This window comes from Microbacterium sp. NPDC057944 (assembly GCF_042887445.1).
In the GTDB taxonomy this organism is placed as follows: domain Bacteria; phylum Actinomycetota; class Actinomycetes; order Actinomycetales; family Microbacteriaceae; genus Microbacterium; species Microbacterium natoriense.
The window spans coordinates 1,535,599-1,549,069 of record NZ_JBHVPJ010000002.1; the positions used below are offsets into that span (position 1 = coordinate 1,535,599).

The 13,471-nt window shown below is 69.2% G+C and carries 20 protein-coding genes; 3 read left to right on the top strand and 17 right to left on the bottom strand.

Annotation, left to right across the window (positions count from 1 at the left end; all coding sequences use genetic code 11):
* Positions 1 to 7 precede the first annotated feature (7 nt).
* Positions 8 to 967 (top strand): GlxA family transcriptional regulator, encoded by a 960-nt coding sequence (locus tag ACFVRO_RS16630; RefSeq protein ID WP_386954294.1) that lies wholly within the window; start codon positions 8 to 10, stop codon positions 965 to 967.
* A gap of 1 nt (position 968) precedes the next feature.
* On the opposite strand, the gene ACFVRO_RS16635 is transcribed toward ACFVRO_RS16630, so the two are convergent.
* The 6 genes from ACFVRO_RS16635 to ACFVRO_RS16660 all read right to left on the bottom strand — a co-directional run bounded on the left by ACFVRO_RS16635 (position 969) and on the right by ACFVRO_RS16660 (position 6,066).
* Positions 969 to 1,637 (bottom strand): endonuclease/exonuclease/phosphatase family protein, encoded by a 669-nt coding sequence (locus ACFVRO_RS16635; protein ID WP_105672673.1) that lies wholly within the window; start codon positions 1,635 to 1,637, stop codon positions 969 to 971.
* A gap of 43 nt (positions 1,638 to 1,680) precedes the next feature.
* Positions 1,681 to 2,562 carry a hypothetical protein gene (locus ACFVRO_RS16640; RefSeq protein ID WP_386954297.1) on the bottom strand — a complete coding sequence of 294 codons (882 nt, stop codon included), beginning with the start codon at positions 2,560 to 2,562 and terminating at the stop codon, positions 1,681 to 1,683.
* Positions 2,563 to 2,735: 173 nt separating this feature from the next.
* Positions 2,736 to 3,581 carry a tRNA pseudouridine(38-40) synthase TruA gene (gene truA, locus ACFVRO_RS16645; protein ID WP_386954300.1) on the bottom strand — a complete coding sequence of 282 codons (846 nt, stop codon included), beginning with the start codon at positions 3,579 to 3,581 and terminating at the stop codon, positions 2,736 to 2,738.
* A 9-nt stretch (positions 3,582 to 3,590) separates the two neighbouring features.
* Positions 3,591 to 4,064 carry a ribonuclease E activity regulator RraA gene (gene rraA / locus ACFVRO_RS16650; RefSeq protein WP_344012001.1) on the bottom strand — a complete coding sequence of 158 codons (474 nt, stop codon included), beginning with the start codon at positions 4,062 to 4,064 and terminating at the stop codon, positions 3,591 to 3,593.
* Positions 4,064 to 5,602: an APC family permease gene (locus tag ACFVRO_RS16655; RefSeq protein WP_386954303.1), complete on the bottom strand. Its 1,539-nt coding sequence runs from the start codon at positions 5,600 to 5,602 to the stop codon at positions 4,064 to 4,066. The genes rraA and ACFVRO_RS16655 overlap by 1 nt, the downstream gene beginning before the upstream one ends.
* Before the next feature lie 98 nt (positions 5,603 to 5,700).
* The gene (locus ACFVRO_RS16660) at positions 5,701 to 6,066 is read right to left on the bottom strand and encodes a winged helix-turn-helix transcriptional regulator (RefSeq protein WP_386954306.1); all 366 of its coding nucleotides are present in this window, start codon (positions 6,064 to 6,066) and stop codon (positions 5,701 to 5,703) included.
* Positions 6,067 to 6,160: 94 nt separating this feature from the next.
* On the opposite strand from ACFVRO_RS16660, the gene ACFVRO_RS16665 reads away from it, so the two are divergent.
* Positions 6,161 to 7,006, top strand: coding sequence for an SDR family oxidoreductase (locus tag ACFVRO_RS16665; RefSeq protein ID WP_386954308.1), 846 nt, complete (start codon positions 6,161 to 6,163; stop codon positions 7,004 to 7,006).
* Between the two features lie 255 nt (positions 7,007 to 7,261).
* Positions 7,262 to 8,797, top strand: coding sequence for an APC family permease (locus ACFVRO_RS16670; protein WP_386954310.1), 1,536 nt, complete (start codon positions 7,262 to 7,264; stop codon positions 8,795 to 8,797).
* Between the two features lie 15 nt (positions 8,798 to 8,812).
* On the opposite strand, the gene ACFVRO_RS16675 is transcribed toward ACFVRO_RS16670, so the two are convergent.
* The 11 genes from ACFVRO_RS16675 to ACFVRO_RS16725 all read right to left on the bottom strand — a co-directional run bounded on the left by ACFVRO_RS16675 (position 8,813) and on the right by ACFVRO_RS16725 (position 13,409).
* Positions 8,813 to 9,154 (bottom strand): hypothetical protein, encoded by a 342-nt coding sequence (locus tag ACFVRO_RS16675; RefSeq protein ID WP_386954313.1) that lies wholly within the window; start codon positions 9,152 to 9,154, stop codon positions 8,813 to 8,815.
* Positions 9,151 to 9,777 carry an Asp23/Gls24 family envelope stress response protein gene (locus ACFVRO_RS16680; protein ID WP_386954314.1) on the bottom strand — a complete coding sequence of 209 codons (627 nt, stop codon included), beginning with the start codon at positions 9,775 to 9,777 and terminating at the stop codon, positions 9,151 to 9,153. Before ACFVRO_RS16680 ends, ACFVRO_RS16675 begins: the two co-directional genes overlap by 4 nt.
* On the bottom strand, positions 9,774 to 10,340 hold the full coding sequence (locus tag ACFVRO_RS16685) for a sigma-70 family RNA polymerase sigma factor (RefSeq protein WP_341940059.1): 567 nt from the start codon (positions 10,338 to 10,340) through the stop codon (positions 9,774 to 9,776). The genes ACFVRO_RS16680 and ACFVRO_RS16685 overlap by 4 nt, the downstream gene beginning before the upstream one ends.
* 111 nt (positions 10,341 to 10,451) lie before the next feature.
* On the bottom strand, positions 10,452 to 10,718 hold the full coding sequence (locus ACFVRO_RS16690) for a GlsB/YeaQ/YmgE family stress response membrane protein (protein ID WP_105672665.1): 267 nt from the start codon (positions 10,716 to 10,718) through the stop codon (positions 10,452 to 10,454).
* Positions 10,719 to 10,772: 54 nt separating this feature from the next.
* Positions 10,773 to 10,946 (bottom strand): CsbD family protein, encoded by a 174-nt coding sequence (locus ACFVRO_RS16695; RefSeq protein ID WP_386954316.1) that lies wholly within the window; start codon positions 10,944 to 10,946, stop codon positions 10,773 to 10,775.
* A 61-nt stretch (positions 10,947 to 11,007) separates the two neighbouring features.
* Entirely contained in the window at positions 11,008 to 11,229 is a 222-nt protein-coding gene (locus ACFVRO_RS16700; RefSeq protein WP_386954318.1) for a hypothetical protein, read from the bottom strand.
* Positions 11,230 to 11,256: 27 nt separating this feature from the next.
* Positions 11,257 to 11,871 carry a hypothetical protein gene (locus tag ACFVRO_RS16705; RefSeq protein WP_386954321.1) on the bottom strand — a complete coding sequence of 205 codons (615 nt, stop codon included), beginning with the start codon at positions 11,869 to 11,871 and terminating at the stop codon, positions 11,257 to 11,259.
* On the bottom strand, positions 11,868 to 12,434 hold the full coding sequence (locus ACFVRO_RS16710; protein ID WP_386954324.1) for a hypothetical protein: 567 nt from the start codon (positions 12,432 to 12,434) through the stop codon (positions 11,868 to 11,870). The genes ACFVRO_RS16705 and ACFVRO_RS16710 overlap by 4 nt, the downstream gene beginning before the upstream one ends.
* Positions 12,431 to 12,778 carry a hypothetical protein gene (locus ACFVRO_RS16715; RefSeq protein ID WP_386954326.1) on the bottom strand — a complete coding sequence of 116 codons (348 nt, stop codon included), beginning with the start codon at positions 12,776 to 12,778 and terminating at the stop codon, positions 12,431 to 12,433. Before ACFVRO_RS16715 ends, ACFVRO_RS16710 begins: the two co-directional genes overlap by 4 nt.
* Complete coding sequence (locus tag ACFVRO_RS16720; protein ID WP_105672659.1) at positions 12,775 to 12,966, bottom strand: DUF2273 domain-containing protein; 192 nt, start codon at positions 12,964 to 12,966, stop codon at positions 12,775 to 12,777. The genes ACFVRO_RS16715 and ACFVRO_RS16720 overlap by 4 nt, the downstream gene beginning before the upstream one ends.
* The gene (locus tag ACFVRO_RS16725; RefSeq protein ID WP_386954328.1) at positions 12,963 to 13,409 is read right to left on the bottom strand and encodes an Asp23/Gls24 family envelope stress response protein; all 447 of its coding nucleotides are present in this window, start codon (positions 13,407 to 13,409) and stop codon (positions 12,963 to 12,965) included. Before ACFVRO_RS16725 ends, ACFVRO_RS16720 begins: the two co-directional genes overlap by 4 nt.
* Positions 13,410 to 13,471: the final 62 nt, after the last annotated feature.

The following is a 13,471-nucleotide window of genomic DNA, read 5'->3' on the forward strand; positions in this document are numbered from 1 at the left end:
TCAGGCCATGAGGAGACGAACCGTCGCGGTGCTCGCATTCCCGCAGATCAGTCCCTTCCACCTGTCGGTGCCTACGCTCGTGTTCGGCGGCGCGGGGCTCGACGGCGTCGAGGGCCTCTACGACGTCACCGTGTGCGCGGAGCACCCAGGGTCCATGCCCACCGGTGCGGGGTACGCGATCCAGGTGAACGCGGGGCTGGAGACGATGGCCGTCGCCGACCTCGTCGTCATCCCGAGCTGGCGCGAGGGCATGACGCCCTCCCCCGCCCTTCTCGGCGCCGTCACGTCGGCCCACGCCCGCGGCGCCAGGGTGGTGGGGCTCTGCCTCGGGACGTTCGTCGTGTCGGCATCCGGCATCGCCGACGGCCGGGAGGTCTCCACGCACTGGGCCGCCGCGGCGAGGCTCACCTCGGAGCAGCCGCAGGTCGAGGTCCGCGACGACGTGCTGTGGACGGACCTGGGCGACGTCATCACGTCGGCCGGCGCCGCAGCCGCCCTTGACTGCTGCCTGCACATCGTGCGCTCCGACCACGGCGCCGCGGCCGCGACCGCCCTGGCGCGGGCGCTCGTGCTGGCGCCGCACCGCACCGGCTCGCAAGCGCAGTACATCCCGGCGCCGGTGGTCGCGGCCTCCGCGGACGACCCGATCGGACGCGCGATGATCTGGGCGCGGGCCCGCCTCACCGAGGTCTTCGATCTCGACGAGTGGGCGGAGGCCGTGCACCTCTCGCGGCGGACGTTCACGCGGCGGTTCCGCGAGCGCACGGGCACGAGCCCGCAGCAGTGGCTGCTGGATCAGCGGGTGGATGCCGCCCGCACCCTGCTCGAGAGCTCGGACGAGTCGGTCGACCGCATCGCGGAGCTCGCCGGATTCGGAAGCGCGGTGTCGCTGCGCCTGCACTTCCGTCAGCGCCTGGGCGTCAGCCCGGCGGCGCACCGCTCGACGTTCCGGGTCGGGGCCGCATGAGTCAGTCGAGTCGTGCGGTCACCAGGATCGGGCGATGGTCGCTCATGCCCTGAGGCAGGGTCGTGACACGTTCGATCTCGAACCCTGAAGAGGTCGCGAAGTCGTAGTGCCCGCGGAACACGCGATACCGCGTGTACGTGTGATCGTCGCTGAGGGTGAGCGCGTAGCCGTGCTCACGCACGGCGTCGCCGAGGTTCTCCTTGAACACGGGGTAGTTGTAGTCGCCGACCATGAGCTGCGGGAGTCCGGCGCCGAGCGCGGCGAGCTGGGTGAGCGCGGCGCGGATCTGGTGCCGACGCAGCGAGTTCAGCGCGGTGAGCGGTGCCGCATGGAACGATGCGACGATCAGCTCGCGTCCCTCGTCGATCTCGAGCAGTCGCACCCCGAGAACCCTCTCGTGGGCGGGCTTCGCGATGCGGTCGTGCAGCGACTTCTTCAGCTCGAGGGTCTTCACGCCCAGCACCCGGAACGTGCTCGCGCGGTAGTACAGCGCGAGGCCGAGGCGATTGCCCTGGGTCGCCTCGGCGAGCACGAGGTCTCCGATGCGCTCGGGAAGCTCCTGCACATCGCACTCCTGCAGGCAGAGGACGTCGGGATCGTGCACGCCGACCAGCTCGACGAGCTCGCTCGCGGCGCGATGCTTCTGGAGGTTGTACGAGATGACCTTCATGACACTCACACGCTACCCGTCGGTGCTGAGCGGTCGCGATGAATCACCTGTCATAGCCCCAGCGGATGCCGAGCATCCCCGGGCCGAAGCCGTGCCTGGCGAGGTGCACCGATCCCGACCTCACCGCACGCGCCGTGGACGCGTACTCCTCCTCCGTCTCGATGAACTCCTCGCACCAGCTCGGCACGGCATCCGGATGGAAGCGCACCCAGATCAGCGTCTCCCTCGCGGCCCTCGACGTCGCGTGCCAGACGGACTGCCGTGGCGGATGCCCTGGCGGATAGGTCTCGGTGAACTCGATGAGCGTCGTGCCGCCCGTCGTGATGGGCTCGTCGAGGGCGATCACCACCCCGGAGAGGAGACGCCCCGGATGCAGGTACTCGCGGTCGACCCGACCGCCGATGACGTCGGAGAACACCGACATGACGTCGCTCTCGACCGGGGTCGCGTCGATGAGGGGGATCTCGGTGATCGTGCCCTTTGTCGACTGCACGAGGGCCCTCGTGACCACGCGCTCGACGGCTCCGTCGCGACCGACGTGCGCGACGTACTGGGTGGACAGATCCCGCAGCGACTCCTGAGGAGCCGATCGCAGCGCGGCGAGGGTCTCCTCCGCCTCGCGCTGCACCCTCTCCTCGTCGAACGGGAGCTTCGGGGGCGCCACCGTCCCGAGCCGCGCCGAGGGCCCGAGCAGGCTCGTCAGGTGGCCGCGGTCGAGGGCGAGGCGATCCTCGATGCCCTCGACGACGCTCAGCGACTGCGCGCCCTCCGGCTGCCGCGCCCCCGATCGCCAGTAGCTCAGCGTCGCCATCGACACCGGGTTGCCGTCGTCGTTCAGCAGCGCCTGCAGACGCGCGAGCGACATGCCGCGTTCAGAGATCGCGACGCGCAGTGCGGCCGCGAACGCCGATGTCCGATCCGTCACAGTTCTCCCTGCCGTCGTGTGAAGGAGCCTCGTCTACAGTCAGCATACGGATTCGCGCTCGCCTCCCCTCAGAGCGGCGGCCCGTCATCACCGTCAGACGGCTGGGGCCTTCGGGTGAAACGTCCGTTGCGGCTGCCCTTCTTTGGGGGAAGGACAGCCGCAACGGAGCCCCGTCAGTCGTCGGACGTGCGGCGTGCGCGCGTCTGCTCAGCCCGCGTCGACAGCAGCTCGTCGGCCGGATAGCCGACCTCGGTGAGGGTCAGGCCGCGCGCGGCGAGCACCTTGAACTCGCTCGTCCTGGCGAGGGCGTCGCGCAGCACGGCCACATCCGCCACGTCGAGTCGTCCCTCGCCGACCGCGGCGCACGCTCCGACGAGGGCGCGCACCATGCTGTGGCAGAACGCGTCGGCCTTGAGCTCCGCGACGAGCACGCCGTCGGCATCCCGCGCCCAGCGGTACTCGAGAAGGGTGCGGATCGTCGTGGCCTCTTCGCGGGGCTTGCAGTACGCCGCGAAGTCGTGGAGGCCGATCAGCGTCTGCGCTGCGGCATCCATCGCCTGCTCGTCCAGGACGCCTCGATGGGTGGTCGTGTTCAGCCGGCGCAGCGGATCGTAGCCGGAGGCCTCGTCGGCGAGCCGGTATCGGTACCGCCGCCACACCGCGGAGAAGCGGGCGTCGAAGCCCTCGGGCGCAGGTGAGGAGCGGGTCACCGTGACGTCCGGGTAGGCGCCGAGCACGCCGCGTATGCGACCGGCGAGGGAGCCGGCCGGATCGTGCGCCGCCTTCCCGTGCCGCGACTCGACGCGCGACCACTGCTCATCGTCGAGGTCGACGTGGACGACCTGACCGGAGGCGTGCACGCCGGCATCCGTCCGCCCGGCGACCACGAACTGCACCGGAGAGCCGACGATGCGGGCCAGTGCGTCTTCCAGCGTGCCCTGCACGGTGCGCAGGCCCGGCTGCTTGGCCCACCCGCGGAAGTGAGTGCCGTCGTAAGCGATGTCGAGCCGGATGCGCACGCATCAAGACTAAGACAGGCGCTCGACCAGGATGCCGTCCTCATCGCTGTACAGGTGCGCGCCCACCGCGAACTCCACGCCGCCGAACGAGACGGTGACGTCGACCTCGCCCGCGCCGAGCTTCGCGCTCTTGCGCGGGTTGGTGCCGAGAGCCTTCACTCCGAGGTCGAGTCCGTCGATCGCGACGCTGTCGCGGATGCCGCCGTTGATCACGACACCCGCCCATCCGTTCTGAACGGCCGACGCGGCGATCAGATCGCCCATCAGTGCGGTGTTCAGCGATCCTCCCCCGTCGATCACGAGCACGGCGCCGTCGCCCGGCGTGGCCAGGAGGGACTTCACGAGCGCGTTGTCCTCGAGGCAGCGCACCGTGCGGATGGGGCCGTCGAACGCCCGCCGCCGGCCGAAGGAGCGCAGCTGCAGCGGAAGCGACTGGATGCCGTCGCCGAGCTCGTCGTACAGGTCGGCGGTGGCCACCGCCATCAGATGCCGCCGTCGATCGAGCGGATGAAGTCGCCCGGCTCGTCGGGCACCATGACCTCCGTGTCACGGTTCAGGCTCTCGCCGCGGAAGAACCGCTTCGACCGCGGGAAGAGGAACCAGATGAACATCAGCACGATGCCGATCGCGAGCGAGCCGATGCCGACGACGAACGTGCCGCCGATTCCGAGGAGCACGGTGTTGCCGTAGTCCACGTCCCACATGTCGATCGCCGACTGCACGAAGGCCGCGGCCAGCATGAGTCCGCCCAGCAGCGGGAACAGCCCCTTGAAGAAGAAGTCGCGCGGCGAGCGCATGAGGTCCTTGCGGAAGTACCAGACGCACGCGAACCCGGTGATCGAGTAGTAGAAGGCGATCGCGAGGCCGAGCGAGAGGATCGAGTCCTGCAGGATGTTGTCGCTGATGAGCGTCATCCCGACGTAGTACGCGATCGCGACGATGCCCATGATGATGGTCGAGAACGACGGGGTCTTGAAGGTCGGGTGCACGTCCTTGAACTTCGCCGGCAGCGCACGGTACACGCCCATCGCGAGGGTGCCGCGGGCGGTCGGGAGGATCGTCGTCTGCGTGGACGAGATGGCCGAGATGATGACCGCGACGACCAGCACCCAGCCGAACGGGCCCAGCAGGCCGTCCTTGATGCCGAGGAAGAAGTCGTCGGCGTTCGCCTCGTTGCCCAGGCCCGTGCCCGTCTCGCCGAGTCCCGCGTACATCATGGCGGCGATCGTCACGGCGACGTAGGTGAAGAGCAGGATGACGCAGGTGAGCACAGCGGCGCGACCGGGGATCCGCTTGGGGTCCTTGGTCTCCTCGTTCAGAGCGAGGCAGGTGTCCCACCCCCAGTAGATGAACAGCGCGAGCAGGATCGCCTCGGTGAAGCCCGACCACGAGGTGAAGGCGAACGGGTTCATCCACTCCCACGAGAAGTCGATGGCGTCGGGGGCGTTGCCGCTGACGATCTGCCAGAAGACGGCGACGATGAAGACGACGAGAGCGAGGTACTGGATGCCGAGCAGGACGTTCTGGATGCGCTCGCCGATCTCGACCCCGCGCCAGCTGACCCAGGTCATCGCGGCGATGAAGAGCACCGCGACGACGATCACGCGCCAGTCGTTGTTCTCCAGGTCGACGCCGATCAATGACCAGAAGTAGACCGACGCGATCTGCGCGAGGTTGGCGAGCACCACCATGCCGGCCACGGCGACGCCCCAGCCCCCCATCCAGCCCACCCACGGGCCGAAGGCCTTGGTGCCCCACGTGAAGGTGGTGCCGCAGTCGGGCACGGCGTTGTTGAGCTCGCGGTACGCGAAGGCGATGAGCAGCATCGGCACGAAGGCGAGCACGAAGGCGATGGGCGCCTGCGCGCCGACGGCGATGACCACCCAGCCGAGCGAGGCGACCAGCGAGTACACGGGTGCCGTGGATGCCAGGCCGATGACGGTCGATCCCCAGAGCCCCAGTGTCCCCGCTGCCAGTCCCTTGCCGTCGGGTCGTTCCAGATGGATTGGCGTCGTTGACATGTTCAGATAGTAGGGCACCTACTGTTTTCGGGTCAACCACCTACAGATACCAATGGAATCCGTCTTCACGGTGGTGCCAAACAACAGAATCCGAAGGTTCAGTCCCGTCCGAGCATCCCATCGGAGTGCTCAGCCACCCAGGCGACCAGAGGGAGCATCCTCTCCATCAGGTCACGCCCCAGCGGAGTGAGGCTGTACTCGACGTGCGGAGGGACCGCCGGCAGGGACTCCCGGTGCACGATGCCGTCCTCGGCGAGGGTGCGCAGAGTGGAGGCCAGCATCTTCTCGCTGATGCCGCCGACCTCTCGACGCAGCTCACCCCAGCGACGCGTCCCGTCGGAGAGGCAGGAGAGCACCAGCACGCCCCACTTGCTCATGACGTGGTCGAGGACGACCCGCGTGCTGCAACCGGGGTCGAAGAGCATGGGAGACGATCCCTTTATCTGCGCAAAACTCCCCGTCATGTAGGTACCTTACTTCAAAGTGGGTACCCACACTCTGGAATGTAAGGCCTTCCCGAGCGGGTTGTGGCTGGTGTCACCTACGAAAGGACACCCCATGACCATCCTCGTCACCGGAGCCACCGGGAACCTCGGCCGCCTGATCATCGAGAGCCTGATCGAGCGCGGTGCGTCCGCCGATCAGATCGTCGCCGGAGCGCGCGACGTCGCGAAGGCCGCCGACCTCGGCGTGCGCGCCGTGCACCTCGACTACACCGACCCCGCCTCCGTCTCCGCCGCCCTCGACGGCGTCGACTCGGTGGTCCTGGTCTCGAGCTCCGAAGTGGGTCAGCGCTTCGCGCAGCACAAGGCCGTGATCGACGCCGCCGCCGCTGCGGGGGTGACGAAGTTCGTCTACACGAGCGCCCCGAAGGCCACCACGACCGATCTGATCCTGGCGCCCGAGCACAAGGCCACGGAGGAGGCGATCGCCGCGTCCGGTCTTCCGTCGGTGATCCTGCGCAACAACTGGTACACCGAGAACTACGTGCGCGACCTCGCCACCGCGGCGGAGAGCGGCGTGCTCGCCGCCGGCGTCGGCGACGGCCGGGTGGCATCGGCCAGCCGCAAGGACTTCGCGGATGCCGCGGCCGTCGTCCTCCTCGAGGACGGCCACCTCGGCCAGGTCTACGAGCTCGGCGGCGACGTCGCGTGGAACTACGACGAGCTGGCCGCGGCGTTCGCCGAGATCACCGGCCGCGATGTCTCGTACGTGCGTCTCGGCGCCGACGAGCAGGTCGCCGCACTCCGCGCCGCCGGTCTCGACGAGGGCACCGCAGGGTTCGTGGCCGCGCTCGACGCCGGCATCCGCGACGGCGCCCTCGCCGACACCGACGGCACGCTCGCGCGCCTCATCGGCCGTCCGACGACGCCGCTCGTCGACGGACTGCGCGCCGCGGCCTGACGCCGCGAGCACGGGTGGGCGGTGCGGTCGCGATCTCCCTCGCGATGAGCGCACCGCCCGCCCGCAGGCGATCGTCGTCGGCCTGCGGCGATCCACGGAGAGCTCTGCCGAGGGGACGGGTGCGATGAGAAAGTTGCCGTCATCCGAGCGGAAGTGTGCTAAATATCTACAACAGGATCTTTAACTCGCACCCTGCCCATCGGAATCGATCCGCGAGATCGAGCCACTCGTTCAATGATGATCGGAAGGCCGCAGATGAACACCCGACCCACGACCTCGTCGGCTCTCGCTGACGGCGAGCACCTCAAAGTCCTCGGATACGACGACACCTTCGACCGGTCGATGAGCCTCTGGGCCAACTTCGCCCTCGGATTCACCTACCTGTCCCCGCTCGTGGGCGTGTACTCGCTCTTCGCCCTCGCATTGAGCGTCGGTGGCCCGCCCTCGGTGTGGTGGATCTTCATCGTCGGCGCTGGCCAGCTCCTGGTGTCCCTCGTCTTCGGCGAGGTCGTCTCGCAGTATCCGATCCACGGCGGCATCTACCCCTGGGCGCGTCGACTGTGGGGACGCCGGTACGCCTGGATGGCCGCGTGGGTCTACATCTGGGCGATGATCGTCACCGTGACGGCGGTCGCCGAGTTCGGCTCCGGGTTCACCGCGAGCCTGTTCGGCCTGGAGCCGACCCCCACGACGACGCTGCTGCTCACGCTCGCGCTGCTGCTTCTCGCTCTGCTCATCAACTTCTCCGGAACCAAGTGGCTGGGACGCGTCGCCCGCATCGGGCTCGCCGCCGAACTCGCCGGCGTCATCGGAGTGGGCCTGTACCTCCTGCTGTTCCAGCGCAAGCAGGAGTTCAGCGTCTTCTTCGACACGATGGGAGTCGAAGGCGACGGCAGCTACGCGACCGCGTTCTTCGGAGCCGCGCTCGCCGGGCTGTTCCTGTTCTACGGGTTCGAAGCCTGCGGCGACGTCGCGGAGGAGGTGTCCCAGCCCGCCCGTCGCATCCCGCGGGCGATGGTGCTGACGATCCTCGTCGGGGGCGTCTCCGCCCTGTTCTCGTTCGTCGGCTATGTGCTCGCGGCTCCCGATCTGCAGGCCATCGTCGCCGGCGAGAACGCCGATCCGATCCCCGGCATCCTCGAATCCGCACTCGGAACCGTCGGTGCCAAGATCTTCCTCGTCATCGCCGTCACCGCCTTCATCTCCTGCGTGCTCAGCCTCCAGGCCGCCGCCAGCCGTCTCCTGTTCTCGTTCGCACGCGACGGGATGCTGCCCGGCCATCGCTGGCTGTCGAAGATCTCGCCCCGGAACAAGGTGCCCACCAACGCGCTGATCGTCGCCTGCACGATTCCGGCGATCATCGCGGTGCTCGTGTGGATCAATCCGGACCTGCTGGTGGCCGTCACCGCGTTCGCCGTGCTCGGCATCTACGTCGCGTTCCAGATGGTCGTGCTCGGCGCCCTGCGCCAGCGTCTGCGCGGATGGCGACCGGCCGGTCCCTTCTCGCTCGGCGCCTGGGGAATCGTCGTCAATGCCCTCGCCCTCGCCTACGGCGTGTTCGCGATGGTGCTCCTCGCGCTCCCCGGCTCCTCCGGCGATGTCATCACCGACTGGATCGTCCTGATCGGGCTCGGCGTCGTCGTGGTCACGGGAATCGCGTACCTCCTCATCGCTCGCCCCGACGGGAAGTCCAACGCCCCCGAGGGCGACGCGATCACCGTCGCCGAGGAGATCCGACGCCGTACCGGCGCGATCCCCCTCCCTCAGACCTCTCAGCGCAGGCCGCGCTGACGGCGGGAGCCGCGGCTACTCGTGCACGTGCACGACGGTGAGCCGGATGCCCGACGCCTCCAGCCCCTCCGCCTCGAGCATCGCCGCGACCGACCCGTGCACCGCGCGTACGGTGTCTGCGGCGCTCGCGGCGACCTCGACCGCGATCGAGACCTCGACGCCCACCCGGTCTCCGTCTCGGTCCACGACGACGAGCGGCTCGTCTCCGTCGCGCAACCCCAGGGCCTCCGCCGCGCGGCCGACGAGGTTGGACGCGAGGGATCCGGAGCGGTACACGCTCTGCACGCCCGGAACCCGACGCACGGCGGCCTCGATCTCGCCCGCGAGGGAGATGCGCTGCTCCTGCTCCTGCGTCATCGACCTGCCCCCTCTTCCCAGGATGCGACGTCTTGGATGTCGCGCACCGTGATGTCGATCCCCACCACGTTGAGCTCGGTGTGCCGTCGCAGCCGGTCTGCGACCTCGGCGCGCAGCCTCTCGACGAGGTTCGGGATGGGTTCCCCGTAGGGAACGCTGGCGTCGATGTCGATGCGGATCGGGGCACCGGGCTGCTCGGCGTCGCCGTCGAGCCGGCACCGGCCGACGAGCACGCCCGGGACGCTGCCCTCCGCCGCGCGCACGAGTCCGCGGACCGCGCCCTCGGTGATTCCGAGGTCGGCGCCGCCGACCTCGGACGCGATCGGGACGCGTCGTCCGGAGCGGGCGTCCAGGACGATCCCGCTGAGGATGCGGTCCACCCAGCTGTCATCCACCTCCTGCTCCTCCGCCGCGTCGGCGGCGATGAGCTGTCCGGTCAAGGAGCGCAGGCGAACCAGCGCATCGAGGGCGAGCTGGCATCCCGCGGATCCGTCGATGGACGGGTTCGCCGGAGTCCGATCGGCATCGAGGTAGTCGGTGAGCTCGTCGATCGTGTGACCGTCGAGATCCGCCGGTTCCAGCCCGAGTCGACGCAGTTCAGGCGCGTCGTGTTCGTCGCTCATCGCCACTCCTCCATCCGTACGATGATGTACTTCCGGGCGCGGGCCAGCAGGCCGCGCGCCGTGGTGACGGGAATGTCGAGCTCCTCGGCGATCTCGTCATAGGAATATCCGCCGATCTCGCGGAGCACCCAGCACTCGCGCTGTCCGTCGGGCAGTTCGCGCAGTGCGGCGGCGAGCGCCTCGACCTCCGCGCGTGTCTCGGCGATGCGCGGAGGCGATGCGTGCGACGGCGCCGGGTGCTCGACGTCGTCGATGTCGAGCACCGGCCGCTGGGCGCGCAGGCGGTCGACCGCCTTGCGGCTGACGATCCGCATGAGCCAGCTCTTCACCTTCGCGGGCTCGTCCAGCTCAGGGAGCCGCTGCCACGCCGTCACGAACGCGTCCTGCACGATGTCGTCCACGTCGGCGGAGGCGTTCAGCATCCGCTGGGTGTACGCCCTCATCATCGGCGTGTACCTGCGCACGAGAACGGCGAACGCCGCGACGTCTCCGTCCATCGCACGTCCGGCGACGATGCCGTCGTCGGCGCGCTCAAGGGCGCTGCCCGAACGCCTGTCGTCCATTCCCCGCCCTTCCCCCACCTGACCGTCGGCCGGTACGGGCCGGTGTCGCCACCGCCCCGGACCCAGCATCTCCCTGCGACGGGCATGCCTCGCCGAACTCTGTCCGCTTCCTCACGCCTTCGCGCGGCGTCCGACGAGCAATCCGTAGATCAGCAACACGATGAGCGAGCCGCCGATCGCGAGCACCCACGTGGAGAGCGAGAAGAACGAGTCGAGGCTCACGTTGAAGAGGAGCCCGCCCAGCCAGCCGCCGAGCATCGCGCCGACGATGCCGAGCAGGAGCGTGACGAACCAGCCGCCCGCCTGCTTTCCGGGCATGAGGAGTTTCGCGATCGCTCCGGCGATCAGTCCGAGGAGGAGGAATCCGAAGAAGCCCATGGTGTGTCCTTTCGATGAGATGGAGGCGGGGCCGTGTGGGCCCCGCCCGGTCCGCTACTTCTTGAACGCGTCCTTCACGCCCTCCGCGGCGTCCCTGATCTCGCCTTTGGCCTGCTCGGCCTTGCCCTCGGCGACGAGCTTGTCGTCGTTCATGACGTGCCCGACGGTCTCCTTGGCCTTGCCCGCGACCTTCTCGGCTGCGGCCTTGATCTTGTCCTGAGCGCTCATGGCGTCTCCCTTCCGTGAACGGCCCCGGATCTCGGGGCCGAGTCCTTGTCTGCCCTGCGCCTCAGCGCACGGCCTTCTGCAGCTTCCGCTGCGCGTCCTGGATCGACCGGCGCGCCTTCTTGGCCATCCGGGCGCGTGACTTCCGCGCGTCGGGGTTCGTCCACAGCCGCTCCAGCTGATGCCGGATGTCCTCGTAGTCCTTGCCCCGTGCCTTCGCCGTCTCCGCGCCCACGACGTAGGCCGCGATGGCGATGATCGCCACGATGATGATGTTCTTGCGCATGTCGTCCCTTCCTCGTCGTCGTCGTACTCAGCGCACGCGTGTGCGCCGCTTCAGCCCGTCGCGCCAGCTCCGATCGGACAGGTGCAGCAGGATCGGCCCGCGGGTGCCCAGCAGCGCGTCCCAGTCATCGACCGCGGACTCGGCGGCGGTCACGACCCTCCGGAGAGAGGCGCCACGCTGGACCGTCACCGCGAGCTCGATCGTCCGCGCCCGCCGGACGAGGTACGCGTTGGTGCGCGCGGCGAGGACGTCGGGCCGTTCACCCAGAGTCCCGGCGAGCACCGCCTCCGCGACGTTGCGATCGACGACGGTGCTCCCGTCGGCGGCCTCGGCGCGCAGGATGTTCCTCGTCCTGCCTCCGCCCCGTGTGAAGACGAAGACGATCAGCAGGATCGTCAGCAGCAGCGCGAAGCCCAGCGCGACCGGCAGCATCCCCGGAACGGACCCCGCCCCTGGTACGTCGACGCTCCACGAGCCGAACCGCGCCGAGAGGTCGTCGACGATCGCCGACGCTCGCTCCTGCCACGGGCTCAGCCAGGGAGCCCCGATGCCGACCGCGAGCGCAGCCGCTCCCGCGACGAGGAGGATCAGCCCGAACACGAGCAGCAGCGCACGGTTGAGCGCCCTGTTGGTGGAGGTCATGCGACCACTCCCCTCTCCGAGATATAGACCTTCGGCATCACGGCGAATCCCAGGTCGGACACGGTGTCGACCGCCGTCTGCGCGACAGCGGATTCGTCGATGCGGATGCCGCTGGTCGGCGTCACCCGCACCGTCACGCGACGACGGGCGAGCGTGACCGAGACCTGTCTGCGGTCGATGCCGCACCGGGCCGCGACGGCATCCGCCACCGCGTCCGCGAGCACCCCGTCGTCGACGAGGAGGGCGACCCGCTCTGTCGTGCGCGCCCTGCGCGCCCGACGCCCCGGAAGGACGGCGAGCAGCAGCAGGATCAGCGCGACGACGACGGCCACCGCTCCCGAGACGATGAGCGACACCCGGCCCGCATCGGGCGATGTCAGCTCTGCGATGCGAGCGGATGCCGCATCGCCGAACCGCGGATCGAGCAGACTCCAGACGCCTCCGACGAGCAGGGCGAGCAGCAGCACGACCGCGACGGATGCTGCAACCACCGCGGCGACGGACCGCGAAGAGTGCGTCTCCCGGCGCAGCACGCGCCGATACGCTGCCTGTTCGGTGGTCATGCGACCCTCGTCTCTGCGATCTTCCTGACACCCGAGTAGCGGATGTCGACGGTTCCCACGGTTCGCCCGGCCAGCTCCTGCATCCCGCTGATGAGTCCGTGGCGGAGTGCGGCCCCGCTGTCGACGACGGAGTCGCGCCGTGACCCCTGCAGGGCGACGGGAACCGTCACCGACACCCGGAGAGAACCCCGGTCGTCGGCCAGCGCGACCGAGACGTCGCGACGCGGAACGCGTGCGAGGTCTCGCGCCAGGCCGACGGCCAGGTGCTCGAGGGCACGGGCGCTGACTGTCGTCCGCCCCGGAGCGCCCCCCGGCGCCGGTGCGGTGCGATCGTCGATCATCATGATGATGAACGCCGTCCCCTGAACGCATCGGCGAGCGCTCGTACATCGAGCCGCCCGTCAACGATCCGGCCGATGATCGCGCCGACGAGCATCGCCACGGCCACCAGGACGAACGCCCAGAACCCGAGGACGACCCAGGTCAGCGCGAGCGCTGCCCCTGCGGCGGCGCCGATCACCGAAGTGCTCACTGGACTCGCGCCTCCTGCGGCTGCTCGGCGCCGTCGTCGTCGGAGGGGATGTGGACGTCGTTGACGGTGACGTTGACCTCGGCGACCTCCATGCCCACAAGCTCGACCATGGCGTGCACGATCGCCGCGCGGACGTCATCGGCCACCTTCTGCAGCGAGACGGGGTACTCGGCGACGATCGTGACGTCGACCGCGACCTGCGTCTCCCCGACCTCGACGCTGATGCCCTGCGCGAGATCCGTCGTGTTCAGCGCGTCGCGGATGGCCCCAACCATGCGCGCGGCGCCTCCGCCGAGCGCGTACACGCCGCTGACATCGCGTGCGGCGATGCCCGCGATCTTCGCGACCACGCCGTCCTCGATCGTCGTCTTCCCGGACGCCGACGCCTGCGGCGCCGAAACGACCTGAGCCTTGGGCTGGGTGCCACCAGTCACATTCGCCATCATGAGCTCCTTCTCCGTGTGTCCGCGGCCGTTCCCGGCTGCGGGTCGCAATCGTGCGACAC